Annotated in this window: 24 protein-coding genes; 15 read left to right on the forward strand and 9 right to left on the reverse strand. The window is 71.4% G+C overall.

Features of this window, described 5'->3' with window-relative positions; all coding sequences use genetic code 11:
• Positions 1 to 44 precede the first annotated feature (44 nt).
• Positions 45 to 1,832 carry an L-lactate permease gene (locus tag ACFWGD_RS10355; RefSeq protein ID WP_377778614.1) on the reverse strand — a complete coding sequence of 596 codons (1,788 nt, stop codon included), beginning with the start codon at positions 1,830 to 1,832 and terminating at the stop codon, positions 45 to 47.
• Positions 1,833 to 2,178: 346 nt separating this feature from the next.
• Between ACFWGD_RS10355 and ACFWGD_RS10360 the strand changes: the two genes are divergently transcribed.
• The 4 genes from ACFWGD_RS10360 to ACFWGD_RS10375 all read left to right on the forward strand — a co-directional run bounded on the left by ACFWGD_RS10360 (position 2,179) and on the right by ACFWGD_RS10375 (position 8,851).
• A complete protein-coding gene (locus ACFWGD_RS10360) occupies positions 2,179 to 3,069 on the forward strand; it encodes a (Fe-S)-binding protein (RefSeq protein WP_377778615.1) in 891 nt (296 codons plus the stop codon).
• Positions 3,066 to 4,616, forward strand: a complete 1,551-nt coding sequence (locus tag ACFWGD_RS10365) for a LutB/LldF family L-lactate oxidation iron-sulfur protein (protein ID WP_377778616.1) — start codon at positions 3,066 to 3,068, stop codon at positions 4,614 to 4,616. The genes ACFWGD_RS10360 and ACFWGD_RS10365 overlap by 4 nt, the downstream gene beginning before the upstream one ends.
• Positions 4,613 to 5,269 carry a lactate utilization protein C gene (locus ACFWGD_RS10370; RefSeq protein WP_377778617.1) on the forward strand — a complete coding sequence of 219 codons (657 nt, stop codon included), beginning with the start codon at positions 4,613 to 4,615 and terminating at the stop codon, positions 5,267 to 5,269. Before ACFWGD_RS10365 ends, ACFWGD_RS10370 begins: the two co-directional genes overlap by 4 nt.
• Before the next feature lie 132 nt (positions 5,270 to 5,401).
• The gene (locus tag ACFWGD_RS10375) at positions 5,402 to 8,851 is read left to right on the forward strand and encodes a pyruvate carboxylase (protein WP_377778618.1); all 3,450 of its coding nucleotides are present in this window, start codon (positions 5,402 to 5,404) and stop codon (positions 8,849 to 8,851) included.
• Positions 8,852 to 9,172: 321 nt separating this feature from the next.
• Here ACFWGD_RS10375 and ACFWGD_RS10380 read toward each other — a convergent pair whose 3' ends face one another.
• A complete protein-coding gene (locus ACFWGD_RS10380) occupies positions 9,173 to 9,517 on the reverse strand; it encodes a CDGSH iron-sulfur domain-containing protein (protein ID WP_377778619.1) in 345 nt (114 codons plus the stop codon).
• A complete protein-coding gene (locus ACFWGD_RS10385; protein WP_377778620.1) occupies positions 9,514 to 10,722 on the reverse strand; it encodes an iron-containing redox enzyme family protein in 1,209 nt (402 codons plus the stop codon). Before ACFWGD_RS10385 ends, ACFWGD_RS10380 begins: the two co-directional genes overlap by 4 nt.
• 320 nt (positions 10,723 to 11,042) lie before the next feature.
• Between ACFWGD_RS10385 and ACFWGD_RS10390 the strand changes: the two genes are divergently transcribed.
• On the forward strand, positions 11,043 to 11,282 hold the full coding sequence (locus tag ACFWGD_RS10390; protein ID WP_377778668.1) for a Rho termination factor N-terminal domain-containing protein: 240 nt from the start codon (positions 11,043 to 11,045) through the stop codon (positions 11,280 to 11,282).
• Here the strand turns inward: ACFWGD_RS10390 and ACFWGD_RS10395 are convergent.
• A complete protein-coding gene (locus ACFWGD_RS10395) occupies positions 11,263 to 11,817 on the reverse strand; it encodes a hypothetical protein (protein ID WP_377778621.1) in 555 nt (184 codons plus the stop codon). The genes ACFWGD_RS10390 and ACFWGD_RS10395 overlap by 20 nt on opposite strands.
• Positions 11,818 to 11,923: 106 nt before the next feature.
• On the opposite strand from ACFWGD_RS10395, the gene ACFWGD_RS10400 reads away from it, so the two are divergent.
• The 6 genes from ACFWGD_RS10400 to ACFWGD_RS10425 are packed head-to-tail and all read left to right on the forward strand — an operon-like array spanning position 11,924 to position 16,158.
• Entirely contained in the window at positions 11,924 to 12,703 is a 780-nt protein-coding gene (locus ACFWGD_RS10400) for a glycosyltransferase (RefSeq protein WP_377778622.1), read from the forward strand.
• A complete protein-coding gene (locus tag ACFWGD_RS10405) occupies positions 12,700 to 13,695 on the forward strand; it encodes a polyprenyl synthetase family protein (protein ID WP_377778623.1) in 996 nt (331 codons plus the stop codon). Before ACFWGD_RS10400 ends, ACFWGD_RS10405 begins: the two co-directional genes overlap by 4 nt.
• Positions 13,685 to 14,602 (forward strand): phytoene/squalene synthase family protein, encoded by a 918-nt coding sequence (locus ACFWGD_RS10410; RefSeq protein WP_377778624.1) that lies wholly within the window; start codon positions 13,685 to 13,687, stop codon positions 14,600 to 14,602. The genes ACFWGD_RS10405 and ACFWGD_RS10410 overlap by 11 nt, the downstream gene beginning before the upstream one ends.
• A complete protein-coding gene (locus ACFWGD_RS10415; RefSeq protein ID WP_377778625.1) occupies positions 14,592 to 14,936 on the forward strand; it encodes a lycopene cyclase domain-containing protein in 345 nt (114 codons plus the stop codon). Before ACFWGD_RS10410 ends, ACFWGD_RS10415 begins: the two co-directional genes overlap by 11 nt.
• Complete coding sequence (locus ACFWGD_RS10420; protein ID WP_377778626.1) at positions 14,933 to 15,301, forward strand: lycopene cyclase domain-containing protein; 369 nt, start codon at positions 14,933 to 14,935, stop codon at positions 15,299 to 15,301. Before ACFWGD_RS10415 ends, ACFWGD_RS10420 begins: the two co-directional genes overlap by 4 nt.
• Positions 15,298 to 16,158: a prenyltransferase gene (locus ACFWGD_RS10425; RefSeq protein WP_377778627.1), complete on the forward strand. Its 861-nt coding sequence runs from the start codon at positions 15,298 to 15,300 to the stop codon at positions 16,156 to 16,158. The genes ACFWGD_RS10420 and ACFWGD_RS10425 overlap by 4 nt, the downstream gene beginning before the upstream one ends.
• A gap of 41 nt (positions 16,159 to 16,199) precedes the next feature.
• On the opposite strand, the gene ACFWGD_RS10430 is transcribed toward ACFWGD_RS10425, so the two are convergent.
• Positions 16,200 to 16,721: a carboxymuconolactone decarboxylase family protein gene (locus tag ACFWGD_RS10430; RefSeq protein WP_377778628.1), complete on the reverse strand. Its 522-nt coding sequence runs from the start codon at positions 16,719 to 16,721 to the stop codon at positions 16,200 to 16,202.
• Between the two features lie 155 nt (positions 16,722 to 16,876).
• On the opposite strand from ACFWGD_RS10430, the gene ACFWGD_RS10435 reads away from it, so the two are divergent.
• From ACFWGD_RS10435 to ACFWGD_RS10445, 3 genes are all read left to right on the forward strand, one after another.
• A complete protein-coding gene (locus ACFWGD_RS10435) occupies positions 16,877 to 17,212 on the forward strand; it encodes a YciI family protein (RefSeq protein ID WP_377778629.1) in 336 nt (111 codons plus the stop codon).
• 110 nt (positions 17,213 to 17,322) lie between these two features.
• On the forward strand, positions 17,323 to 17,907 hold the full coding sequence (locus tag ACFWGD_RS10440; protein ID WP_377778630.1) for an NUDIX domain-containing protein: 585 nt from the start codon (positions 17,323 to 17,325) through the stop codon (positions 17,905 to 17,907).
• On the forward strand, positions 17,904 to 18,482 hold the full coding sequence (locus ACFWGD_RS10445; protein WP_377778631.1) for a mismatch-specific DNA-glycosylase: 579 nt from the start codon (positions 17,904 to 17,906) through the stop codon (positions 18,480 to 18,482). Before ACFWGD_RS10440 ends, ACFWGD_RS10445 begins: the two co-directional genes overlap by 4 nt.
• 7 nt (positions 18,483 to 18,489) lie before the next feature.
• Here the strand turns inward: ACFWGD_RS10445 and ACFWGD_RS10450 are convergent, their stop codons facing one another.
• Together ACFWGD_RS10450 and ACFWGD_RS10455 are read right to left on the reverse strand one after the other, a co-directional pair.
• The gene (locus tag ACFWGD_RS10450; RefSeq protein ID WP_377778632.1) at positions 18,490 to 19,167 is read right to left on the reverse strand and encodes a response regulator transcription factor; all 678 of its coding nucleotides are present in this window, start codon (positions 19,165 to 19,167) and stop codon (positions 18,490 to 18,492) included.
• The gene (locus ACFWGD_RS10455; protein WP_377778633.1) at positions 19,164 to 20,687 is read right to left on the reverse strand and encodes a sensor histidine kinase; all 1,524 of its coding nucleotides are present in this window, start codon (positions 20,685 to 20,687) and stop codon (positions 19,164 to 19,166) included. The genes ACFWGD_RS10450 and ACFWGD_RS10455 overlap by 4 nt, the downstream gene beginning before the upstream one ends.
• Before the next feature lie 302 nt (positions 20,688 to 20,989).
• On the opposite strand from ACFWGD_RS10455, the gene ACFWGD_RS10460 reads away from it, so the two are divergent.
• Positions 20,990 to 21,688 (forward strand): DedA family protein, encoded by a 699-nt coding sequence (locus ACFWGD_RS10460; RefSeq protein ID WP_377778634.1) that lies wholly within the window; start codon positions 20,990 to 20,992, stop codon positions 21,686 to 21,688.
• A 177-nt stretch (positions 21,689 to 21,865) separates the two neighbouring features.
• Here ACFWGD_RS10460 and ACFWGD_RS10465 read toward each other — a convergent pair whose 3' ends face one another.
• Together ACFWGD_RS10465 and ACFWGD_RS10470 are read right to left on the reverse strand one after the other, a co-directional pair.
• Positions 21,866 to 22,768, reverse strand: coding sequence for an SDR family oxidoreductase (locus ACFWGD_RS10465; protein WP_377778635.1), 903 nt, complete (start codon positions 22,766 to 22,768; stop codon positions 21,866 to 21,868).
• Between the two features lie 5 nt (positions 22,769 to 22,773).
• The gene (locus tag ACFWGD_RS10470) at positions 22,774 to 24,213 is read right to left on the reverse strand and encodes a saccharopine dehydrogenase family protein (protein WP_377778636.1); all 1,440 of its coding nucleotides are present in this window, start codon (positions 24,211 to 24,213) and stop codon (positions 22,774 to 22,776) included.
• Positions 24,214 to 24,342 lie beyond the last annotated feature (129 nt).

Raw genomic sequence — 24,342 nt, forward strand, 5'->3', positions numbered from 1 at the left:
CCGGGCCGACCGCCCCTCGCGGGAGTGACGGCCGGTTACCCGGATCAGACCCGGGCGGCGACCTTGGCCGGGGTTTCCTTGCGCCACAGCTTCATGGCGATGAATCCCAGCGTGACGATGAGGGCGGCGAGCATGACCGTGCCCAGGTTGAGGCCGAATCCGTAGATGAACAGGTAGGCCACGGCACCGCCGGCGAGGCAGTAGTAGGTGGTCACCAGGATGGTCTGCCGCAGCAGATCGCCCTCGCGGCCGAGCAGGCCCACCGTCGCGGACGCGGCGACGATGTTGTGGATGGCGATCGGGTTGCCGCCGGCGCCGCCGATGGCCTGGGCGGCGACGACCAGCTCCGGGCGCTCGAGGCCGATGGCCACGCCCGTGGAGTACTGGAACTGCGAGAACGTCAGGTTGGAGACGGTGTTCGAGCCGGCGATGAACGCGCCCAGGGCGCCGATCCACGGGGCGATGACCGGCCACGCCGAGCCCGAGACCAGGGCCGCGCCCTCGGCGAGGGTGACCGGCATGCTGGACAGGCCGGACTCGTTGAGCGCGGGGCCGGACTGGATGAGCACGCGCACCAGCGGCACCGCGAAGATCAGGGCCGCCGCCGTGCCGGCGAGCTGACCGGCCGAAATGCCGATGGTCTGGCGGATCTGCGCGCCGTTCATGCGGTGGAGCACGTAGGCGAAGACGGAGGTGAGGATGAGCACGAAGCCCGGCAGGTAGAACGGCTGGACGGTGGTGGTGACCTCGGTGCCCAGGATGTTCTCGAAGGGGATGGCCAGGCCGGTCAGCCACTCCTTGAGCGGTGCGATGACGCGGGTGGCCACGAGGAGAGCGGCCATGAGCACGTAGGGCGCCCAGGCGCGGGTCAGGCTCATGCGGGAAGAGACGTCGGTGGCCTCGGCCGGCTCGATGGTGCCCATCCAGCGGGACGGCCAGCTCTCGCGGGGCTCGAAACGGAAGGTGTCGGCGGGCATGAGGAAGCCCTTGCTGGAGGTGAACATGACCAGCGCCAGGCCGATGATGCCGCCGAACATGGAGGGGAACTCCGGGCCGAGGAACTTGGCCACGAGCAGGTAGGGGATGGTCATCGCCAGTGACGCGTAGATGGCGAAGGGCCAGATGACCAGGCCGTCGCGGAAGCGGCGGTCGGGGCCGAAGAAGCCGGTGAGCAGGGTGACGATGATCAGCGGGATGAGCACGCCGACGATCGTGTGGATGGCCGCGGTGTAGAAGCCGATGGAGTTGACGAACTCCGGCATGGTCACGCCGAGGATCTCCACGCGCTGTGCGACGGCGGGGTCGCCGCCGAGGCCGCTGGCCACGCCCACGAGGATCGGGGTGCCCACGGCGCCGAAGCTGACGGGCGTGGACTGGACGATGAGCCCGACCATGACGGCCGACATCGCGGGGAAGCCCATGGCCAGCAGCAGCGGGGCGACGACGGCGGCGGTGGTACCGAAGCCGGAGACGCCCTCGATGAAGGAGCCGAACAGCCAGCCGATGATGATCGCCTGGATGCGGCGGTCGGCGGAGATGTTGTTGAACCCCGCCCGGATGGTGGCCATCGCGCCGCCGACGGTGAGCGTCGACAGCAGCAGGAGGGCGCCGAAGACGATGTAGAGCATCGTTCCGGCGACGATGACGCCTTCGATCGTCGCGGCGAGGACGCCGGTGACGCTCATCTTCCACACGGTGACGGCGACGATGACGGCGGCGAAGTAGCCGACGGGCATGGCCAGTTTGGCGGGCCAGCGGAATCCGGCGAGAAGGACGCCCACCAGTAGCAGGGGCAGCAGAGCCAGGAAGCTCAGCACGGCGAGATTGTCCATGTATCGGTCCTTTCTGCGGCCGTCCGCGCGCTAACGGGTGGGGAGGCGGTGGCCGGTTCTGTATGCGGAGCCGAGACTCCGTGTGGTCAGTCCACAGGACACTATGTGACTGCGGTCACGTAAATCAAGCACCAAAACGAAATTTCCCGGAAGTTTGCGTGACGTGGCTCACTGGTTTAGTGTGGTCTGACCACAGCGGGGGCTGAGGCCGCCCACAGCGGGGGTCGAGGCCAGCCACAGCGGGGGCTGAGGCCGCCCACAGCCCGGCCGAGGGCCTGCTCCGCTCCGCCTCGCCGTCCCAGCCCCGCCCCGCCGCCGTGCCGAACCCACCCACTTTGGAGGTCCGATGAGAATCGCGCTCTTCTCGACGTGCATCGTCGACGCGATGTACCCGAAGGTCGCCCTGGCCACCGTCCGCATCCTGGAACGCCTCGGCCACGAGGTCGTTTTCCCCGCCGGCCAGGGCTGTTGCTCGCAGATGCACGTCAACAGCGGCTACCTGCCGGAGGCCCTGCCCGTCGTGCGCAACCACGTCGAGGCCTTCTCGGCCGCCGATTACGACGTCGCCGTCGCCCCCTCGGGCTCGTGCGTCGCCTCGCTCGGCCACCAGCAGCCCATGGTGGCCCGCGCCGGCGGCGATGAGCGCCTGGCCGAGCGCGCCGCCGAGGTCGCCGCGAACACCTACGAGCTGTCGCAGCTGCTCGTCGACGTCCTGGGCATCACCGACGCCGCCGAGCAGCTCGGCTCGCATTTCCCGCACGCGGTCACCTATCACCCGTCGTGCCACGGCATGCGGCTGCTGCGGTTGGGGGACCGCCAGGCCGGCTTGCTGCGCACGGTGGGCGGGATCGATTTCAGGGAGCTTGACGACGCCGACGAGTGCTGCGGTTTCGGAGGGACCTTCGCCATGAAGAACCCGGACGTCTCCGGCGGCATGGTCGAGGAGAAGATCGGCAACATCGTCGACACCGGTGCGTCGGTGTGCGCCGGCGGCGACGCGTCCTGCCTGCTGCACATGGGCGGTGCGATGGCCCGCCGCGACGTCGGGGTCCGCGCGGTCCACCTCGCCGAGATCCTCGCCTCCACCAGGGAGGAGCCGCTCGACGTCACCGGCCCGGTCGAGCTGTCCATCCCGAATCCGCCGCGCCGCAGCAGGTCGGGCAAAGCAGGTGGTGCGGGGCGCTTCGCCGCCGCCCGCCGCTCGGGCTTCGCCGCGGCCTTCGGGGGTGCGCGATGACCTCCATCAACCTGGGCATCCCCGCCGCCCGCCCGGCCCACGGGCACGGCAACCTCCACGCCACCACCGCCTTCCCGGCGGCGGCGAAGGAGCAGATGCGCAATACCCAGATGCGCGCGAACATCCGCCACGCCACGCACACCATCCGCGGCAAGCGCGCGGCCGTCGCGGGCGAGCTGCCCGACTGGGAGCTGCTCCGCGACGCCGGATCCGCCCTCAAGCAGACCGTCGCCGCCGACCTCCCGGCGCTGCTGGAGGAATTCGAGCGCAATTTCACCGCCCGGGGCGGCACGGTCCATTGGGCGCGTGACGCCGAGGAGGCCAACGGCATCGTCGCAAAGCTGATCCGGGAGACGGGGTCGAGCGAGGTCATCAAGGTCAAGTCCATGGCCACCCAGGAGATCGGCCTGGAGGCGCACCTGGAAAAGCAGGGGATCACCGCCACCGAGACCGACCTGGCGGAGCTGATCGTGCAGCTCGGCGACGACAAGCCGTCGCACATCCTCGTGCCCGCGATCCACCGCAACCGGCACGAGATCCGCGACATCTTCCTCGAGGAGATGCCCGACACCGACGAATCGCTGACCTCCGACCCGCGCGACCTCGCCGAAGCCGCCCGGCTGCACCTGCGCGAGAAATTCCTGGGCACCACCGTCGCCGTGTCCGGCGCCAACTTCGGCGTCGCCGAGACCGGGACGCTCACCGTCGTCGAATCCGAGGGCAACGGCCGCATGTGCCTGACGCTGCCGGACACGCTGATCACGGTGATGGGCATCGAGAAGATCGTGCCCACGTTCACCGACCTGGAGGTGTTCCTGCAGCTGCTGCCGCGGTCGTCGACGGGCGAGCGCATGAACCCGTACACCTCCATGTGGACCGGCGTCACGCCCGGCGACGGGCCGCAGGACGTGCACGTGGTGCTGCTGGACAACGGCCGCACCGCCGTCCTGGAGGACGAGGTCGGCCGTGCCGCGCTGCACTGCATCCGCTGCTCGGCGTGCCTCAACGTCTGCCCGGTCTACGAGCACGCCGGCGGGCACTCCTACGGGTCGACGTACCCGGGGCCGATCGGCGCGATCCTGTCGCCGCAGCTCACCGGCATCGAGTCGGAGGAAAACGCGTCGCTGCCGTTCGCGTCGTCGCTGTGCGGCGCCTGCTACGACGTGTGCCCGGTCAAAATCAACATCCCGGAGATCCTCGTCCACCTGCGCGCGAAGGCCGTCGAGGCGGACCGCGGGCCGGTGCCGTCGCAGATGGACCTGATGATGAAGGCCGCGTCCGCCGCGATGTCCTCCGGTTCCCGCATGTCGCTGCTCGAGCGCGGCCTGCCGCTGGGGCGCATCCTCGCCGGCCGCGACCGCCGCATCGGCCGCCTGCCGGGCATCGCCGCCGGATGGACCGACCAGCGCGACATCCCCGCGCCGCCGAAGCAGTCCTTCCGCCATTGGTGGCGCAGGCACGGGGGCAGGGCCGGCACCAACTCCGGCACAAGCACCAACGCCAGCACCACCGACACGAGCACCACCGGAAACGAGGAGCAGCAGTGAGCGACGCCAAGAACGACATCCTCGGCCGCATCCGCACGGCCCTCGCCGATGCGCCCGTGGCCCCGCAGGTCCCGCGCGGTTACCGCAGGCGGTCGGCGCTCGAGCGCGCCGCGATCCTGGACATGCTCGAGGACCGCCTGCTCGACTACAAGGCCGCCGTTTTCCGCGAGACCCCGGCGTCGCTCCCGGGCAGGTTGGAGGATTTGCTTGGCGACACCCACCGCATCATCGTCCCCTCCGGATTGGACCCGGCGTGGTTGCCCGGCGGCGGAATCGCGGGCGGTGACGGCCCCGGCGGCGGCGGTCGGTTCCACGCCGAGGACGTCGACAAGCCGCTCGGCGTCCGCGAGCTCAACGACACCATCGACGCCGTGGTGACCTCCTCGACGGTGTCGTGCGCGGAGACCGGGACCATCTTCCTGTCCGGCCGCGCCGACGAGGGCCGCCGGGCGATCAGCCTCGTGCCCGACCACCACATCTGCGTCGTGCCGGTGGGCAGCGTCGTCGAACTCGTCCCCGAGGCGCTCGCCCGGGTCGAGCCGACCGCGCCGATCACCATGATCTCCGGCCCGTCGGCGACGTCCGACATCGAGCTCGAGCGCGTCGAAGGCGTCCACGGGCCACGCCGCCTCGACGTCATCCTGCTCGGCTGAGCGGGAACGGCTCCAACACCACCCCACACGGCACCCGTCAAAAGCACCCGACAAAGCACCCGACACACCCGCCCGAACACTGCCCCGGCCGGCGCGACCCGCCGCCCCCGGGGAGGAATGGAAAACAGACTGATGTTCACGAAGATCCTCGTCGCCAACCGCGGTGAAATCGCCATCCGCGCCTTCCGCTCGGCCTACGAGCTCGGAATCAAGACCGTGGCGGTCTATCCGCACGAAGACCGCTACTCCATCCATCGTCAAAAAGCGGACGAGGCCTACCAGATCGGCGTCGAGGGCCATCCCGTGCGCGCCTATCTCGACGTGGACGAGATCATCCGCGTGGCCACCGAGTCCGGGTGCGACGCGATCTACCCGGGCTACGGCTTCCTGTCGGAGAACCCGGACCTGGCGCGCGCCGCCGAGGCCGCGGGCATCACCTTCATCGGCCCGCGCGCCGAGGTCCTGGAGCTGGCCGGCAACAAGGTCGAGGCCCTGCGCGCGGCCGAGCGCGCGGGCATCCCCACGCTGCGCTCCACCGACCCGTCCGACGACGTCGACGCGCTGCTGGAGCAGGCCGAGGACATCGGGTTCCCCATCTTCGTCAAGGCCGTCGCCGGTGGCGGCGGGCGCGGCATGCGGCGGGTGGAGACGCGCGAGGCGCTTCCCGACGCCCTCGGCGCCGCCATGCGCGAGGCGGCCACCGCCTTCGGCGACGCCACCGTCTTCCTCGAGCAGGCGGTGCTGCGGCCGCGCCACATCGAGGTCCAGGTCCTCGCCGACGCCACCGGCGAGACGGTGCACCTCTTCGAGCGCGACTGCTCCCTCCAGCGCCGCCACCAGAAGGTCGTGGAGATCGCCCCGGCGCCCAACCTCGACGAGAACATCCGCCAGGCGCTGCACCGCGACGCCGTGAAGCTGGCCAAGGAGCTCGGCTACGTCAACGCCGGCACCGTCGAGTTCCTCGTGGACACCGTCGGCGAGCGCGCCGGCGAGCACGTCTTCATCGAGATGAACCCGCGCATCCAGGTCGAGCACACCGTCACCGAGGAGATCACCGACGTCGACCTGGTCCAGGCGCAGCTGTGCATCGCCGCGGGCCAGACGCTCGCCGACTTGGACATCGCGCAGGATCGCCTGCGCATCCGGGGCGCGGCGATGCAGTGCCGCATCACCACGGAGGACCCGGCCAACGACTTCCGCCCCGACGTCGGCCGCATCTCCGCGTACCGCTCCGTCGGCGGCGCCGGCGTCCGCCTCGACGGCGGGACGATCTACGCGGGCGCGGAGATCTCCCCGCACTTCGACTCGATGCTGGTCAAGCTCATCTGCCGCGGCCGCGACCACCAGGCCGCCGTCCGCCGCGCCCGCCGCGCGCTGGCCGAGTTCCGCGTCCGCGGCGTCGCCACGAACATCGGTTTCCTCCGCGCGGTCGTCGCCGACGAGGAGTTCCTGGCGGGCAACGTGACCACGGACTTCATCGAGAAGCGCCCCGAGCTCCTGCAGGGACAGGCGTCGGCGGACCGCGGCACGAAGGCGTTGACGTGGCTGGCGGAGGTGACCGTCAACAAGCCCCATGGCGACCCCGTGGCGGGCCCGGACCCGCGCGCCAAGCTGCCCCGGCACCCCGGCGACAAGCTCGACGAACCGCTGCGCTCGCCGTTCGACGGCCCGTCGCGCCACGTGCCGCCGGCCGGGTGGCGCCAGGTGCTCATCGACGAAGGCCCCGAAGGGTTCGCCGCGGCCCTGCGCCGCCAGCGCGCCGTCGCCGTGACGTCGACGACCTTCCGCGACGCCCACCAATCGCTGCTGGCCACGCGCGTGCGCACCCGCGACCTGCTCGCCGCCGCACCCGCCTACGCCCACACCCTGCCGCAGCTGCTGTCCGTCGAAGCGTGGGGCGGGGCGACCTACGACGTCGCGCTGCGCTTCCTCGGCGAGGACCCGTGGGAGCGGCTGCGGCTGCTGCGCGAGGCGATGCCGAACATCCCCATCCAGATGCTGCTGCGCGGCCGCAACACCGTCGGCTACACCCCGTACCCCGTCGAGGTCACCGAGGCGTTCGTCCGCGAGGCCGCCGAGACCGGCGTGGACATCTTCCGCATCTTCGACGCCCTCAACGACGTCGAGCAGATGCGGCCGGCCATCGAGGCCGTGCGCGCCACCGGCACCGCCGTAGCCGAGGTCGCCCTGTGCTACACCGGCAACCTCACCGACCCGCGCGAGGACCTGTACACCCTCGACTACTACCTCGACCTGGCGCAGAGCTGCGTCGACGCCGGCGCGCACATCCTGGCCATCAAGGACATGGCCGGCCTGCTGCGCCCGGCGGCCGCGTCGAAGCTGGTCACGGCGCTGCGCGAGCGGTTCGACCTCCCCGTCCACCTGCACACCCACGACACCGCCGGCGGCCAGCTGGCCACGATCATGGCGGCGGTGGAGGCCGGGGTCGACGCCGTCGACGTCGCGGACGCCTCCATGGCCGGCACCACCTCGCAGGTCTCGGCGTCGGCGCTGGTCGCGGCGCTGGAGCACACCGACCGCGACACCGGCATTCCGCTCGAGGCGATCTCCGCGATGGAGCCGTACTGGGAGCTCATCCGCACCATGTACCGCCCCTTCGAGTCCGGGCTGAGCGCCCCGACCGGCCGCGTCTACCGCCACGAGATCCCCGGCGGCCAGCTGTCGAACCTGCGCCAGCAGGCCATCGCGCTGGGCCTGGGCGACCGTTTCGAGGCCATCGAGGACATGTACACCGCCGCCGATTCCATCCTCGGGCGCCTGGTCAAGGTCACGCCGTCGTCGAAGGTCGTCGGGGATCTCGCGCTGGCGATGGTCGGCATGGGCGTCGACCCGGCCGAGCTGGCCGCCGACCCCGCGAACTTCGACATCCCCGATTCCGTGGTCAACTTCCTGGCCGGTGAGCTGGGCACGCCGCCGGGCGGGTGGCCGGAGCCGTTCCGCACGAGGGCGCTGCGCGGGCGCACGGTCACCGCGGGGATCAAGGAGCTTTCCGACGATGATGCAGCGGCCCTCCGTTCCGATTCGGCGACCCGGCGCGCGACGCTGAACAGGCTGCTGTTCCCCGGGCCGACCCGGGACTTCCTGCAGCACCGCGCGAAGTACGGCGATCTGTCGTCGCTGCACACCCGCGATTTCCTCTACGGGCTGACCCCGGAGCGCGAGCACGTCATCTCGCTGGGCAAGGGCGTGCGGCTGCTGGTGACGCTCGAGGCGATTTCGGGGCCGGACGAGAAGGGCATGCGCACGGTGATGGTCGCGCTCAACGGCCAGCTGCGCCTGGTCGACGTCCGCGACCATTCGATTGACCCGGAGATCGCCGAGGTGAGCAAGGCGGACCCGTCGAACCCGGGGCACGTCGCCGCGCCGTTCGCGGGTGCCGTCAGCGTCACGGCGAAGGTCGGCGACGTCGTCGAGGCCGGGGCGCAGGTGGCGACCATCGAGGCCATGAAGATGGAGGCGTCCATCACCGCGCCCGTCGCGGGCACGGTGACGGAGGTGCCGTTGGCCGGCGTCACGCAGGTCACCGGCGGCGATCTGCTGCTGGTCCTCGACCCGAGTTAGCGGCTCGGCCGGTCGCGGTCTGTGGGCTGCGACCGGCCGCCATTCGTCGGGGACCCACCACGTGCCCAGCTACCCGCCTCACCATGTGCCCCGCTACGCGTCCCCACCATGTGCCCCGCTACGCGTCCCACCATGTCCCCGCTACGCGTCCCAATTCGACGAATGCAGCCACACGCCGAGTGAACGCCGGTAAAACCCCAGGTGGAAAAATCGTGTGGCTGCAGTCGTCGGCTACGGAATGCGGGGCCGGCGTGAAAATGGCCGCCCCGGGGGTGGGGCCGGCGTGAAAAGGGGCCGCGCCGGGGTGAAGGCCGCGTCAGGCTAGCTGCGCCGGTCGGGGCTCGTCCGCTCGGAGGCCCCGCCGGAGGTGTCGCCGGACTTCTCCGTGGTGAAGCCGATCAGCTTGTGCGTCCCATCGCACAGCGGCTTGATGCTCGACGCGCCGCAGCGGCACAGCGCCACGACGGCGCGCTCGGCACGTTCGGGGTCCGCGCCGGGCTCCGCGGCGATGGCGAAATCGCCCCGGACCAGCAGCGGACCGTTCGGGCAGGCGGTGATCACGGCTCCCGCGTCGCCGGCACGGGCGGCATCGGTGGGTACGTCGCCGGCGGTCTCGTGCTCGGGCATCTCCACATCGGCGGGCACATCGCCGGAGCTCCCGCTCATCGCGCACCCGCCCCTTCCCCCTTCGCCGCATCCGCGACATCGCGCAGCGCGGACCGCCCACTCGACCACGCGGCGTCCATGTGCCCGCCGATGAGGTCGTCCATGTGCAGGCTTGCGGCGGCGCCGAAGAGGATGTCGCCGGCGAGCGCGGGCTCGTCATCGGCCAGGCCGCCGGCGAGATCCCGCCCGGCGATCTGCTCGTGGACGGCGTCGGCCTCGACGTGTTCGTCGAAATACCAGGTGACGTCGTCTCCGTGCCCGTGGCGTCGGAAAGCGCGGGCGTAGTGCTTGTTGGGGATCGACGACGTCATCTCGAACGCCGCGAGGTGCCCGACGATCGCGCCGCGCAGGCGGCGGTGCAGGCCGAAGAAGCTCATCATGTTCAGCGAGGCCAGCGTGATCGCGGGCACCCGGTCGACGTACGCGTCGGGGGCGTCGGACAGGCCCATCCCGCGCAGCGTGCCGGCGAAGATCTCGGCGTGCATGCGGCCGGGGCGGCCGTTGCCGTACTCGTCGGATTGGATCTCCACCAGCGCCGCCTTCGCGCGCCCCCGCAGCCGCGGGATCGCCCACGAGTGCGGGTCGGCCTCGCGCAGCGTGTAGATAGTGCGCAGGATCAGCAGTTCGCGCAGCTGCTTCTCGGTCGCCTTGCGGCCGGCCCACATGGCCAGCTTCGGCTTTGCGACGGCATCCGTCATCGCGAACAGCGCCTCCGTCACCGAGGCGCCGGGGGATTGATCGCCGCTGGTCGGGGAGGTGTTCCCGTCCGGCGCGGTGTCGGGGACGTCGACGATGTCGCGGAGGACGCGCTCGAAGGCGTCCTCGATGCGCGTGCGGATGGCCAGCAGATCCGGATCCCACTCGAAGTCGCCCGTGACGTAGGGCGCCGGGCCGTAATGGAGGAGATAGAGGAGGAAGAGCGTCAGCTGCAGATCATCGTGGTGCAGGAGCGCGTCGTCGGCGGCGGAGATGTTGGCGTCAGAGTTGGCGGCGCCGGTGTTGGCGGTGGTGCCGGAATTGGCGGCGCCGGTGCATTCGGCCAGGGCGGCATCGACGTGGTCCGCGATCGCGGCGATGGTGGCCGGCGTGTGGTCGTCGTGGCCGGTCAGCAGGCCGAGCAGCGCCGCGCTGGCCGGGCCGCGCGGGGTCGGCGGGCCGGCCGGGTCGGGCGCGGGCGTGACGAGTGCGTGTTCCGCGGTGGTCATCGGGCCTCGATTCTCGTCGGAAAGGTGAATGCCATTCTATCGAGATGTCGTAAAACGGGTCGGAGCATTGGCGAACGAATGCCGGGACGGGGCCGGGGAGGGGCCGGGCGGGGCCGGGCACGCCCACGCACCGGGCCCGATCCCGCTACCATCGCGCACACTCGGCCGCCCGGTGCTCGGGCGGCGGAAGCCACCGAAAGGGGAGCGCGACCATGGCAGGCAACGGCAGCAACAATTCGGGCAGCAAGAACTCGGGCAGCAAGAACTCCCGCAGCAACTCGGGCGGCGGTTCGGGGAAGAGGGAAGATCCGGGCCCGTCCGTGAAGGACCCGGAGGTCTACGAGGCACTCCGCGACGACGGCGCCAGCAAGGAGAAGGCCGCGCGCATCGCCAACGCCGCGGCGAATTCGTCGCGGGAAAAGGTCGGCCGCAAGGGCGGCGAGTCCGGCTCCTACGAGGACTGGACCGTCGATGACCTGCGCGACCGCGCCCGCGAGCTGGACATCGAGGGCCGCTCATCCATGAACAAGGACGAGCTGATCAGCGCACTGCGCGGGTGAACAGCACCCCGTAGCCCAGGGTGATGGCGGCCATGCCGAGCCCGACGAGCGCGTGGACGAGGTCGGCGGGCCGGTCGCCGTTGATCATCAGCAGGCCGACGGCGCCGATGGTCACGCCGAGCACGGTGGTCACCACGTGCACGCCGCCGCGGGTCGCGGGGCTGAACTGGAACACCAGGAAATGCGCGCCGACGATGAGCGCGATGGCCGGCTGGATCAGATCCGGGTTCACGGCGCCGAGCCAGCGCACGACGGCGAAAATCGCGATGACCTCCACCGCGATCGCGATGAGGGTGGTTTTCCCGGCGCCGCGGCGGTCGCGGGGGCGGTGGGCGTCGTCAAGCACGGGTTTGTCCTTGCTTTGCGACGCCCTGCCGCGTCCGCCCACCAGCGAGACCACGAACATCAGCACCGCAGCTGCCGCGAGCGCGAAACCGGAGATGCGCAATGCCGGGTCGGGGTGGGGCCAGGCCCAGCTCGACCAGAAGACGGTGAAGACCGTCATCATGATGATCCCGACGCGAAGCATTCCCATGGGAAACATCCTAGGAAATTCTGTCGGGAGTCGCGGAGTTGAACGCCGGACACCTGCACCGGGTGACACGGCTAGGCTGGTCACCATCACCCCCGAAAGGACTTCAGTGACCCGATCCCGAACGCTGGGCGTCGTCATCCCCTGCCTCAACGACGGCGAGCTTCTGCGGCGCTGCCTGGCGGCCTTCGCCGCGCAAACCGTCCCGGCCGACGAGATCGTCGTCGTGGACAACGGCTCCACCGACGACTCCGCGGCGGTGGCCCGCGAGTTCGGCGCACGCGTCGTGGAGGAACCCCGCCGCGGCATCACGTGGGCGACGGCGGCGGGTTTCGACGCTTCGACCTGCGACGTCATGCTGCGCACCGACGCGGACGTGGCTCCGGAGGCGGACTTCGTGGCCGACCTCCACGCCGCCTGGGACGCCGCCGACGCCAACTCCGGGCCGGCGCACGGCCAGCGCGACGTCGTCGGGGTCACCGGGTCCGGGCGCTTCGAGCTGCCCGGGATGTGGGGGCGCGTGACGACGGCCATGTACCTCGGCGCCTACCGCGCCAGCGTCGGTTCGGCGCTCGGGCATCAGCCGTTCTTCGGCACGAACTACTCCATCCGCCGGACCTGGTGGGAGGAGGTGCGCGGCGGCGTGGACTTCTCCGACGTCGAGGTCCACGAGGACATGCACCTGTCGTTCGCCGTGCGGCCGCACGAGACGGTGTGGTTCCAGCCCGATCTGGTGCTGGACATGGACCCGCGGGCGCTGGTCGGCGCGCGGCAGATCGTCCGCCGGTTCCGGCGCGGGGCGCACACCATCCGCGTCAATTGGCGCGACCAGAAACCGCCGCGGCGCCTCGGCGCCCGCGGCCTTCTGCCGGCGGCGATGACGCGATGAGCGGAACAGGCGGGACCGCCGCCGATCGCGTGGCCCGGCGGACCGAGGCGTCCGTCGAGCTCCTGCGCGGTGTCCTCGACGGCCAGATCAGGGGCGCGACGGGCGACCGGCCGGGCCTGCTCGCCGACGTCCTCGGCGGCATCGGCCGGGCGGCGCTGGGCGGCAAGCACCTGCGGGCGCGGCTGGTCCACATCGCCGCGGGCCCCGTCGACGGCGACGACGCCGACGCGGCGATCCTGCTCGGCGCCTGCGTGGACCTGCTGCACGGGGCGTTCCTCATCCACGACGACATCATCGACCGCGATGACCTGCGTCGCGGCGAGCCGACCATCCACGCCTCCGTGCGCGACGAGCTCGCCGCCGCCGGTGCCGATGCCGATGCCGCGGCCCACGACGGCACGTCCATGGGCATCATCGCCGGCGACCTGGCCCTGGTCGGGGTGCAGCAGATGATCCTGTCCTCGGGGCTTTCCGACGAACGTGCGCGCCGGGCGCTCCGGATCGTCGGCAACGCCATGACGGTGACGCTGGGCGGCGAGATGATGGACATCATCCACGGCGCCCGCCCGTCCGGCGCCACCGGCGACGACGTCCGCGACAGCAGCTGGATGAAGACCAGCGTGTACACCTTCGAGGCCCCGCTGCAGCTCGGCGCGATGGTCGCCGGGCTCGACGAGGAGGCGATGGTGCCCATCGGCCGCAACCTCGGCCGCGCGTACCAGGCCGCCGATGACCTCGCCGGCGTCTTCGGTGCCACCGCCGACACCGGCAAGACCGCCGCCGGCGACGTCGCCCGCGGCCGGACCACCCTGGTGACCATGCGCGACGGCGCCGACGCCGACGTCATCGCCGAGGTCATCGCCGAAGGCCGCGGGTACCTCGACCGCGCGCGCCGCGCCATCGCCGCCGCGGATCTGCCCGGGGAGGTGGCGTCCGGGCTGTCGGGCGTCGCCGATTCGATCGAAGGGAGCCTGGTGAAGCATGGCCGCTGAGAAACGGCGCCGGGACGTCGGAAAGCGATTCACCCCGCGCTACAACCGCATGACCCGCAAGGCGAGCTCGACGGTGATCGGCACGTACTCGACGTCGTTCTCCCTGGCCACGCGGCTGCTTGGCGCGCGGGAGCGGCAGGACATCCGCAACCTGTACGCGATGGTGCGCATCGCCGACGAGATCGTCGACGGCACCGCCGAAGAAGCCGGCTGCACGCCCGTGCAGGTCCGCGAGCTGCTCGACCACTACGAGGCGCTGGTGCTCCACGCGCCGACCATGCCCTTCCACCCCGACCCCGTGCTGCACGCGTACGCGGGCACGGTGCGGCGCTGCGGGATCGAGGAGGAGCACGTCCGCGCGTTCTTCCGGTCGATGCGCCGCGACCTGACCGAATCGACCTACGACCACGAGGCGCTCGACGAGTACGTCTACGGATCCGCCGAGGTCATCGGCCTGATGTGCCTGTCCATTTTCCTCGCGGACAACCCGCCGTCCGAGGAGGATCGCGCGCGGATGGTCGCCGGTGCGCGCAGCCTGGGGGCGGCGTTCCAGAAGATCAACTTCCTGCGCGACCTCGCCGAGGACACCGGCGAACTCGGGCGCACGTATTTCGACGAGCTCGACGGGCGGGCGCTGACCGAGCCGGTCAAGGACAAGCTTCTCGACGACATCGACGCCGACCTCGCCGACGCGCGCGTGGCCATCCCGCTGCTGCCCGGCGCCGCCCGCGCCGGCGTGCTCGCCGCGACCGACCTGTTCGCCGAGCTGTCCCGGCGGCTGCGCGGCACCCCGGCGCAGCTCGTGGCCACCACCAGGATCCGCGTGCCGGGCCCGACGAAGGCCGCCATCGCCGGCCGGGCGGCCGTGGCGGCGGCCCGGATGGGGCGTGGCGCGCATGATTCCTGACGCCCTCGAACCCTGGCTCTACCTGATCATCCTGCTGGCCACGCTGGTCTGCATGGTGCTGTGCGACTTTCGCTGGCGCCTGACCTTCTTCCACGACGCGCGGCGGGCGTGGGCGGTCAGCGCCGTGATGCTCGCGCTGTTCCTGGCGTGGGACGCGCTGGGGATCATGACCGGCGTGTTCTTCCGCGGCGGGTCGCCGTTCATGACCGGCGTCGTCCTCGCCCCCGAAATGCCGCTGGAGGAGCCGATTTTCCTGTTCTTTCTCACGTACCTGACCATGAACCTGACGTCGGGGGCGCGGCTGATCCTGGCGTCGCGGGAGGTGGCGCGATGACGTACCTGCTCATCAGCGTGCCGTTCATCGTCCTCGCGCTGGCCGTCTGGCTGTGGCGCCGCCGCAGCGCGCCCCGGCAGCTTGCGGTGACGGCCATCGTCGTCGCGGTGCTGGTGCTGCTGACGACGATCTTCGACAACTTCATGATCCTCGCCGGTCTGGTCGGCTACGACGACGCCCGGATGAGCGGCCTGTACATCGGCGTGATGCCCGTGGAGGACCTGCTCTACGCCATCGTCGCCGCCATCGCCGTGCCCGCGATCTGGACGGGGCACGCGCGGGCCGGACGGGGTCGCACCACAGAACGCGGCACCACAGAACACGGCACCGCCACTTCGGACACGCGAAAGGCGGACCCCGCATGAGGACGATCCTGAGCGTGCTCGGCGCCTCGCGCCCGATCAGCTGGGTGAACACGGCCTTCCCCTTCGGTGCCGCGTACCTCATCGCCGGCGGCGGGTTCGACCTGGCCTTCTGGCTGGGCACGGTGTTTTTCCTGGTGCCGTACAACATCGCGATGTACGGCATCAACGACGTCTTCGATTACGAGTCCGACATCCGCAACCCCCGCAAGGGCGGCGTCGAGGGTGCGGTGCTGTCGAAGGACCTGCATTCGGCGCTGTTGTGGGCGTCGGCGATCACGGTCATCCCCTTCGCGGTGTACCTCTACGCCGCGGGCACGTGGGCGTCGGCGGCGTGGCTGACGGTCGCGCTCTTCGCGGTGGTGGCGTATTCCGCGCCGGGCCTCCGCTTCAAGGAGCGCCCGTTCCTCGATTCGGTGACGTCGTCGACGCACTTCGTCGCCCCCGCGCTCGTCGGCGGCGCCATGGCGCCCGACTCCCTGACCGGGGGTTTCTGGGTCGCCATCGCCTCGTTTTTCCTCTGGGGCGTGGCCAGCCACGCGCTGGGCGCGGTTCAGGACGTCCGCGCCGACCGGGAGGGTGGTCTCAGCTCGATTGCGACGGCCCTCGGTGCGCGCGCGACGTCCCGCTTGGCGACGGTCACGTACGCCCTCGCCGCCGCACTCCTCCTTCTGCTGCCGGCGCCGGCGTGGATCGTCGCCGCCGCGGCCGCCACCTACGCCGTCAACGCGGGCCGCTTCTGGACCATCACCGACGCCGACTGCGAAGACGCCCACCGCGGCTGGACCGTGTTCCTGTGGCTGAACTTCCTCGTTGGGGCGGTGGTCACCATCACCATGCTGTGGGTGTGGGTGCGGTAGCCCGCCACCACCACCGGCGCAATCCCCGGTTCAGTCCCGGTTCAGTCGCGGGGCCGGACCTGGTGGCCGCTGGCGATGGACACGCGGTTGAACGCGTTGATGGCGATGGCCGTCCACTCCACCGCGGCGATCTCCGCGTCGCCCAAGTGCCGGGCGGCGAACGAATACGCGCGCTGCCGCTCGGCGTGGGACGGCATGAGCGTCAGCGATTCGGCGAGGGAGAGGGCGGCGCGCTCGCGGTCGTCGTAAAGCTCCGACTCCCGCCACGCCGGCAGGAGGTCGAGCTTCTGCTCGGACACCCCGGCCTCGCGGGCCTGCGGAAGATGCTGGTTGAGGCAGGCGACGCAGCCGTTGAGCTGGCTGGCGCGGACGTTGATCAACTCGGCGAGCGCCCGGTCGATGCCGCTGTCGGCGGCGTACTGGCGCGACTCGCCCGCGACCTTGATCAGGGCCTTGTAGATTGCGCCGCCCTCGCGGAGCAGATTCACCCGCGCATCGGCGGGGCGGCCGGCATCGGCGGACGCATCGGGGTTGGCGGAATTTCGGGCCTGGTCGGTGCTCATGGCCCCATCATCGGTGATCCGGGCGGATTCGCGCACTGCCCCCGATGGTGATCCGGTGTTACCATTTCGTAGGCAAATGCAGGGGCGGCGCGATCACGCCCGCAGCCGTCGGCCAAGACGGCGAGCGGGCGCCGGCCCCGGAATGGAGGAACGCCATGCAGTATCTCCTGAGCGTCCACGGGCGACGGGACATCAACCCCTACGACTCCGACGAGGACATGCACGCCGCGTTCGAGCGCGTCGGTGCATTCAACCAGTCCCTGCAGGACCGCGGCCACTGGGTTCTCGCCGGCGGGCTGGTGCCGCCGGAATCCGCCAAGACCGTGCTTCCCGACGGCTCCGTGGTCAACGGCCCGTACCTCGACGCCGACACGTTCCCCAGCGGTTTCTGGATCATCCAGGCCGACGGCGACGAAGCCGCCCTCAACCTGGCCACCGAGGCCGCCGAGGCGTGCGCCAACACCGTGGAGATCCGCGCACTGGCGGAGTAGCGCGGGCGGGCTCGGCAGTCTGGGCTTCCCGATTGGCCCGGCTCCGGACCAACTCCGGCCCGACTCCGGCCCGACAGCGCAGGCGTGCGCCGGGGCCTACCGTGGGGGCCATGACCCCCGAATTCATCGTGGAATTGCGCCGTCACGTCGGGCACGCGGAATTGTGGCTGCTCGGCGTGACCATGATCGTCGTGCGCGGCGAGGCCGGCGCCGAGGAAGTGCTGCTCGTGCGGCGTGCCGACGACGGCCGCTGGACGCCCGTCACCGGCATCGTCGATCCCGGCGAAGAACCCGACGTCGCGGGCGTGCGCGAGGTGGCCGAGGAAACGGCGCTGCACGTCGAGGTGGACGAGCTCCTGTCCGTCCAGGTCACCCGAAAGATCGAGTACCCCAACGGGGATCGCGCCCAGTACCTGGACCACGCGTTCCTGGCGCGGGAGGCCGTGCCTTCCGGAGAGGCCGTGGCGCAGGGGGACGCCGGGGATTCCGGGGTGCCGGGGGAGACCACCGCGCCCCATCCCGCCGACGGCGAGAACACCGAGGTCGCCTGGGTGCCGTTGGCCGACGTGCCCGCCATGGGCGCCCGTTTCGACCGCACCGTGGAGCTGGCCATCGCTGCCCGCCGTGAGGACGCCGATCGCACCGGTGGCACTGGCCGCGCAGTGCTCTTCGGCGCGGAGGAGCGCCGCCGGTGAGCGGGGACCTCGACGATTTCCGCGGCGCCGTCATCGACGACATCAACGTCGACGGCTGCCGCCTGCTCGTCGTCGGCATCAATCCCGGCCTGTGGACAGCCAAAGTCGGCGCCCCCTTCGCCCGCCCCGGCAACCGCTTCTGGCCGGCGCTGCACGCCGCGGGGATCACGCCCCGGCTCATCGATGCGCGGGACGGGCTTTCCGACGATGACCTCCGCCACCTCGAATCCGCCGGCCTCGGCTTCACCAACGTGGTGGCCCGTGCGACGGCGCGAGCCGGCGAGTTGTCGAACGCCGAGATCCGCGACGGCGGCCGCATTCTCGAGGACAAGGTCGCCCGACAGCGAGAGCAGCGCGGCGGCCCGGAGATCGTCATGGTCGCCGGCATCGGGGCATTCCGCACGGCATTCGGGGCGACGACGGCGGAGGGGGAGAAGGTGGGCGTCGGCAAGCAAGAGCGCGGGATCGGCGGCGCGGAAACCTGGGTCGTGCCCAACCCCAGCGGGCTCAACGCGCACGAGACCGTCGAGTCGCTGGCCGCGGCGTACCGCGAGGTGTGGGAGCGGCTGGGGTAGCGCCCCGCTACCGGCCTTCCGAGCGCAAATAGGCGAGGACGGCGGAGACGCGGCGGTCGGCACCGTCGTCAAGCGGGAGCTTGGAGAAGATCCCGCCGATGTGCTTGCGGACGGCCGCCTCCGACACCACGAGCTCGTCGGCGATCGCGTGATTGGTGCGGCCCTCCGCCATCAGCGACAGGACCTCGCGCTCACGGGGCGTGAGCAGCGCAATCGGGCCCGACGCCGCCGCACCGCCGACGAGCGCGCGGACGACCTCCGGATCGATGATGGTCTGGCCGGCCGCGACATTGCCGACGGCGTCGAGGAAGTGGCGGACGTGCGCGACGCGATCCTTGAGCAGGTAACCCAGGCCGCGGCCGCCGCCGGCCATGAGATCGTCGACGTAGGCCACCGACACGTACTGCGACAGCACGATCACCGGCAGCGACGGGCGCTCGCGGCGGATCTGCGCGGCGGCGCGAAGGCCCTCGTCGGAATGGCCCGGCGGCATGCGCACGTCGGTGATGACCAGGTCGGGGACGGTGGCGCGGACGGCGTCGACGAGCGCCACACCATCGCCGACCGCCGCGACGACCTCATGGCCGCCGCGGCCCAGAACGGCCTCCACCCCCGCGCGGAGCAGGGGCGAATCCTCGGCGAGGACGATGCGCAGCGGCTCGCGCGCGGGGGTGGCGGCGGTCATCGGGGCTGATCCTCCTCGGGGAGCGGGGTGGTCGGGGCGGCCGGTGTGGCCGGGTTAGTCGGGCCGGTCGGGGTGGTCGGGCTTTCGACCTCGAGAACCCGCGTCGGGCACGTCAGCGTCACCGTCGTGCCGCGCCCGTCGGGGCTGGTCACGGTCACGGTACCGTCGACGCCCGCGGCGCGCTGGCGCATTCCCCGCAGGCCATGGCCGGCGCCGTGCGCCCCGGCGGGATCTTCGGCCGCGCCGCCGCGGCCGTCGTCGGCGATGGTCACCGTGAGCACCGCGCCGGCTGCACCGCTCGTGACGTCAGCGCCGCCATGGCCGCCATGACCGCCGATTCCCGCGACCGGGTCGATCCCGGCGACGACCGTCGCCCGGCTCGCGCCCGAGTGCTTGGCCACGTTGGACAGTGCCTCGGAGGCGAAGAAGAACGCGGCCTCCTCGATGTGGCGCGGCATGCGCACCGAGGGGACGTCGACGTCGACGGGCATCGGCATGCCCGCGGCGAGATCGGCCACCGCCGCCCGCAGCCCATGCTCGGACAGCGCGCGCGGCTGGATGTTGCGGATGACGCGGCGCAGGTCGGCGAGCACGGCGTCGACGTCGCCGTGGACATCGGCGGCGAGCTTGCCGGTCGGGCCGTCGGGGTCCTCGGCCTCGGCCATGCCGAGCTTCATGGTCAGCGCGACCAGCCGGTGCTGGACGCCGTCGTGCAGGGCGCCCTCGATGCGCGTGCGTTCCATCGCGGCGGCGTCGAGAACGTCGGACCGCGCCGATTCGAGGCGGTCGACGTCGGCGCGCAGCTGCCCCTCGTCGGGCGCCATCAGGGTCCGCGCCAGCTTCCCGGTCGCCCACGCCCACAGGCCGGCGGCGTAGAGCAGCGCGACGGCGAAGACGATCGCCGCGACGACGACCCACGCGATGAGCACCCACGTCGGCAGCGGCGCGATGAACGTGTCGTACACGCCCTGCGCGACCTCGGCGTCGGTGGCGTCGTTGCCCAGCGCCTCGACGGGGGTGCCGTCGAAGAAGGGCCACGGGGAGAACAGCATGGTGAACAGCATCGGCAGGAACGCCGCCCCGACCGTGAACGGGATGAGCAGGAACACCACCAGCGCCAGGTGCGCGAACTGCGCGAACGTCGGGGTGCCGCCCTTCTCGGCGAGCCTGTCGATCGGCGGCGCGATCTCATCCGCCCCCGGCCGGTCGATGAGCCTCAGCCGCCACACCTCGACGCGCAGCAGCCCCGGCCACACCAGGTTCCGGATCTGCGGCACGATGCTCAGCACCAGCAGCGGCAGGATCACCGACCCGATCACCGACGCCAGCGCCAGCCCCACGATGATGTTGGCCAGCGCCAGCCACGGCCATTTCGAAAACAGGTAGCTCGGCCGCGCCAGCGCCGCGCCCAGGGTCGCGGCGCCGCTGCCGCGCCTCTCGGATTGCTTTGCGACGGTCTGGTGCCCGCGCCGCTCGGCGTCGTCGTAAAGCGAAGTGTCGTGTACGTGCATGGTGTCCATGGCGGGTCCTTCCGTATCCCGGTGCGGGGCCCGGTTGCCCCGTCTGACCCAATTCCACCGCTCCACCAGCGAAAATACAGTGGCCTGCGGGCCCGTATCCCGGTAGTGCGCACGCTACCCCCGGCGGCGGGTGCGGGAACCATCGGCGGCGCGCGGGAGTTGTGGAGGAGTCCCCGCAAGCGCGAAAATCACTGCGGGCGGCTCGATTCGGGTGCCAGACTGCGAAAGAGCGCCCCGCCGCGGTGCCCGGTGCCGTGCCCGAAGCCGCGCGCGCAATGGCGCCGCCACGAAAGAGGAGTCCCGTGCAAACGATCATCGACTGGTCCGTCTCCCTGATGGGCACGCTCGGGCCGCCGGGCGTGGCGCTGGCGATCCTCATCGAGACGATCATCCCGCCCGTGCCGTCCGAACTGTTCCTGCCGCTGGCCGGGTTCACCGCGACGACCGGCAAGTTCAGCTGGTGGAGCGCCGTGGCGTGGGCCACCGGAGGCTCGGTGCTCGGCGCGCTGCTGCTGTACTGGGCGGGCGCGGCGCTGGGCGCGGATCGCGTGCGGGCGATCGCCGACAAGATCCCGCTGGCCAAGGTGTCCGACGTGGACAAGGCCCTCGACTGGTTCGGCCGGCATGGCGAGGCGTCCGTGTTCCTCGGGCGCATGGTGCCGGGCATCCGGTCGATCATCTCCATTCCCGCGGGGCTGCAGCGGATGCCGCTGGGCAAGTTCGTGCTGTACACGACGGCGGGCTCGGCCCTGTGGAACGGCGTGCTCGTGTACCTGGGCGTGCTGCTGGGCAACCAGTGGCACATCGTCGGCGAGTGGATCGACCGGTTCTCCACCGTGATTTACGTGCTGTGCGCGGTGGCGGCCGTCGTGTTCGTGGCGTTCGCGGTGCGGCGATCGATGCGCGAGAAGGCCGAGGCCAAGCGCGCCCGCGACGAGCGGCCCCGCATCGAGCTGCGCGAGCACCGCAGCGAGACGCTTGACGACGACCGGCGCATGTGACCGGCGCCCTCGAGCATCGCCCGTGACGGCGGCCAATTCGGTCGCCAATTCGGTCGCCGCCTCAGGGCCCCGTGCCGAGGAGATACCAACGCCGCGTCGCCTACTGCGTTTCCGCAGGTCGCCGAAATTGGTGGCATCCCCTCGTCACGAGACCGCGGGGGATGGGGCGCGGCGGGACTACTTCAGGCCGTGGACGCGGCGCATGAGGGCGAGCGTCGCCTCCGTGGGCAGCGCCCTGGTCAACGGCACGACCAACCCGGCCCGCGAACCCCGCGCGACCAGGGGCAACGGGCGCTCGGCGGCGACCTCCTCCATGACGGTCGCGGCGACGTCGGCGGCGGAGATTCCCTTGGCCTCGTTGGCGTCGAGGTTGTTTACCATGGTGGTGGTGTCCTCGCGGTAGGGGGAGCCCTCGGCCGCGCCGTACTTGGTGCGCCTAGTGGAAATGCCGGTGTTGATGCTGCCCGGCTCCACGACCGTCACCCCGATTCCGAAGCGCGACACCTCACCGCGCAGCGACAGGCCGAACCCGCGCAGCGCCGCCTTCGTGGCCACGTACGACGACCGGTGCGGCAGCGGCAGTCCGCCGAGCATCGAACCGACCAGGATCACCCGGCCGCGCCCGGCGGCGCGCATAGCCGGCAGCAGCCGCTGCACCAGATCCACCTGGCCCAGCACGTTGACCTGGAACACCCTGTTCAGGGCCTCGGCGGGCAACTCCTCGAAGGGCCCGGACTGGCTTTCGCCGGCGTTGGCGATGACGACGAATGGTGGCCCACCCGCCAGAACCTCGTCGGCGGCCGCGGCGATGGAGGCGGGGTCGCCCATGTCGAGGGCGATCATCCCGATGCCATCGGGGTGCGGCGCCTCGACGCCCTTGCGGGAGGTGCCGATGACGGTGAACCCGGCGTCGCGAAGCATCTCCGCGCACGCCCAGCCGATGCCCGACGACGCGCCGGTGACCAGCGCGCGCGGCGCCTGACCACCGCCGCCACCACCAACGCTGCCGCCGCCGCCGGAGCCGGCCGTGACCGCCGGCAGCTTCGGGCCGTGGGTGAGGGACGTGCGGGGCAGGGCCATGGTGGTTACTTCACCTTCCGGGCGTCGATCTTCATGCCGCCCTCGCGCAGGCGGTCGACCAGCGCGTCGCCGATGCCGGCCGCCGGGGTGAGCACGCCCGCGCGGTCCGGCAGGCGATCGCGGTCGAAGGCCAGCGCCAGGGCGGCGGCGGAGATCATCATGGCGGTGCCGTCGTAGCCGGGGTCCTTCTCCAGCTCGACGCGGCTGGCCCACTGCGCGCCCGACAGCGTCAGCGAATGCACGTCGATGGTGAAGCGGCCGCGCGCCCGGCTCTCCTCCGACGGGCCCTCGCCGGGGGCGGGCAGCTTCTTGTCCAGCAGTTTCGCGGTCGGGCCGAACGCCATGCCGCCGATGAGCGCGCCCAGCCCGGCCTTGACGCCGCGGGCGCGGGCGGCGGACTTGAGGCCGCGGCCGACGTTCATCACCTCGCGGTAGCGGAAGCCCTCGCCGTAGCCGGCGGAGTCGCCGGTGTTGGCGCCGCTGACGTTGGCGCCCTCGATGCCCGCGCCGTCGGGCCCGGGGTCGCCCTCGACGCCGGCGCGCCCGGCATCGGCGTCGAGCAGCGAGGCGGTGCGGCGCACGATGCGCGTGTTGTACGGCGCCATGAAGAAGGGGGCGAATGCGCCGGTCTCGCCGGCGTAGACCTCTTCGCGGGCGACGATGGGCACGTCATCCTGCCGCGACGGCCCCGGCCCGGCCATCCCCGGGTTGAGCGAGTACGCCGACCGCGCGATCCGCGCCCGCTCCTTGTCGGCCTTGATGTCCTTGAGCTGTTGGCGCATCGAGTCGATCGTGCCCCCGGACACCCCGCCTCGCATGTGGGTGACCACGAGGGTGGTCTCTCCGAGGTTGCCGTCGCCTGCCTGGGCGGCGGCGTCGTGAAGCACCTTCACCCCGATGTCCGACGGGATCGAATCGAACCCGCACGAGTGCACGATGCGCGCGCCCGTGGACTGCGCCAGCTCGTGGTTGGCGGCGATGGAGTCGTGCGCGAAGAGGACCTCGCCGGTCAGGTCGACGTAGTCCGTGCCCGCGGCGGCGCAGGCGTGGGCCAGCGCGTGGCCGTAGCGGGCGTAGGGCCCGACGAGGGTGAGCACCACGCGGGCGGATTCGGCCAGGTCGCGCATGTCGGCGTCGGAGGACGCGTCGGCGACGATCAGCGGCCAGTCGGCGGCGGTCGCCCCGGGCGCGCCGGCGAGGTCGTCGCGCAGGGCGGCGAGCTTGTCCCGGTCGCGGCCGGCCAATGCGATGGAAGTCCCGGCCGGCGCGTGGGCGGCAAGATGCTTTGCGACGAGCTCGCCCACGAACCCCGTCGCCCCGAACACCACGATGTCGTGGGCGCGGTCGGCGCGGTCCGGTGCGGCGGCGCCGGTGGCTTGGGCGCCGTCGGCCTGGGCGCGGTCGGAGTGGTTGGTGCGGTCAGAAGTGTTTTCGTCCCGTGTCATGGCCCCACGTTAACGGCGAATGGGCATTCTCGCGGCGTTTCCGGCGTTCTTTTGTAGACAGCTTGGTCTAAGGGCATAATGGCGTGCAGCCCGACGCCGTCGGCCGGCCGCGCACCCCGCGGCGACCGG

Source organism: Corynebacterium sp. NPDC060344, from assembly GCF_042725215.1.
Taxonomy (GTDB): Bacteria; Actinomycetota; Actinomycetes; order Mycobacteriales; family Mycobacteriaceae; genus Corynebacterium.

Bases quoted from the DNA above. Each gene is read 5' to 3' on its own strand.
- ACFWGD_RS10440 (WP_377778630.1), top strand. From the start codon at position 17,323: ATGACCCCCGAATTCATCGTGGAATTGCGCCGTCACGTCGGGCACGCG.
- ACFWGD_RS10410 (WP_377778624.1), top strand. From the start codon at position 13,685: ATGGCCGCTGAGAAACGGCGCCGGGACGTCGGAAAGCGATTCACCCCG.
- ACFWGD_RS10470 (WP_377778636.1), bottom strand. From the start codon at position 24,213: ATGACACGGGACGAAAACACTTCTGACCGCACCAACCACTCCGACCGC.
- ACFWGD_RS10385 (WP_377778620.1), bottom strand. From the start codon at position 10,722: ATGACCACCGCGGAACACGCACTCGTCACGCCCGCGCCCGACCCGGCC.
- ACFWGD_RS10425 (WP_377778627.1), top strand. From the start codon at position 15,298: ATGAGGACGATCCTGAGCGTGCTCGGCGCCTCGCGCCCGATCAGCTGG.
- ACFWGD_RS10455 (WP_377778633.1), bottom strand. From the start codon at position 20,687: ATGGACACCATGCACGTACACGACACTTCGCTTTACGACGACGCCGAG.
- ACFWGD_RS10430 (WP_377778628.1), bottom strand. From the start codon at position 16,721: ATGAGCACCGACCAGGCCCGAAATTCCGCCAACCCCGATGCGTCCGCC.
- ACFWGD_RS10395 (WP_377778621.1), bottom strand. From the start codon at position 11,817: ATGGGAATGCTTCGCGTCGGGATCATCATGATGACGGTCTTCACCGTC.
- ACFWGD_RS10380 (WP_377778619.1), bottom strand. From the start codon at position 9,517: ATGAGCGGGAGCTCCGGCGATGTGCCCGCCGATGTGGAGATGCCCGAG.
- ACFWGD_RS10435 (WP_377778629.1), top strand. From the start codon at position 16,877: ATGCAGTATCTCCTGAGCGTCCACGGGCGACGGGACATCAACCCCTAC.
- ACFWGD_RS10360 (WP_377778615.1), top strand. From the start codon at position 2,179: ATGAGAATCGCGCTCTTCTCGACGTGCATCGTCGACGCGATGTACCCG.
- ACFWGD_RS10415 (WP_377778625.1), top strand. From the start codon at position 14,592: ATGATTCCTGACGCCCTCGAACCCTGGCTCTACCTGATCATCCTGCTG.
- ACFWGD_RS10355 (WP_377778614.1), bottom strand. From the start codon at position 1,832: ATGGACAATCTCGCCGTGCTGAGCTTCCTGGCTCTGCTGCCCCTGCTA.
- ACFWGD_RS10365 (WP_377778616.1), top strand. From the start codon at position 3,066: ATGACCTCCATCAACCTGGGCATCCCCGCCGCCCGCCCGGCCCACGGG.
- ACFWGD_RS10375 (WP_377778618.1), top strand. From the start codon at position 5,402: ATGTTCACGAAGATCCTCGTCGCCAACCGCGGTGAAATCGCCATCCGC.
- ACFWGD_RS10450 (WP_377778632.1), bottom strand. From the start codon at position 19,167: ATGACCGCCGCCACCCCCGCGCGCGAGCCGCTGCGCATCGTCCTCGCC.
- ACFWGD_RS10420 (WP_377778626.1), top strand. From the start codon at position 14,933: ATGACGTACCTGCTCATCAGCGTGCCGTTCATCGTCCTCGCGCTGGCC.
- ACFWGD_RS10405 (WP_377778623.1), top strand. From the start codon at position 12,700: ATGAGCGGAACAGGCGGGACCGCCGCCGATCGCGTGGCCCGGCGGACC.
- ACFWGD_RS10465 (WP_377778635.1), bottom strand. From the start codon at position 22,768: ATGGCCCTGCCCCGCACGTCCCTCACCCACGGCCCGAAGCTGCCGGCG.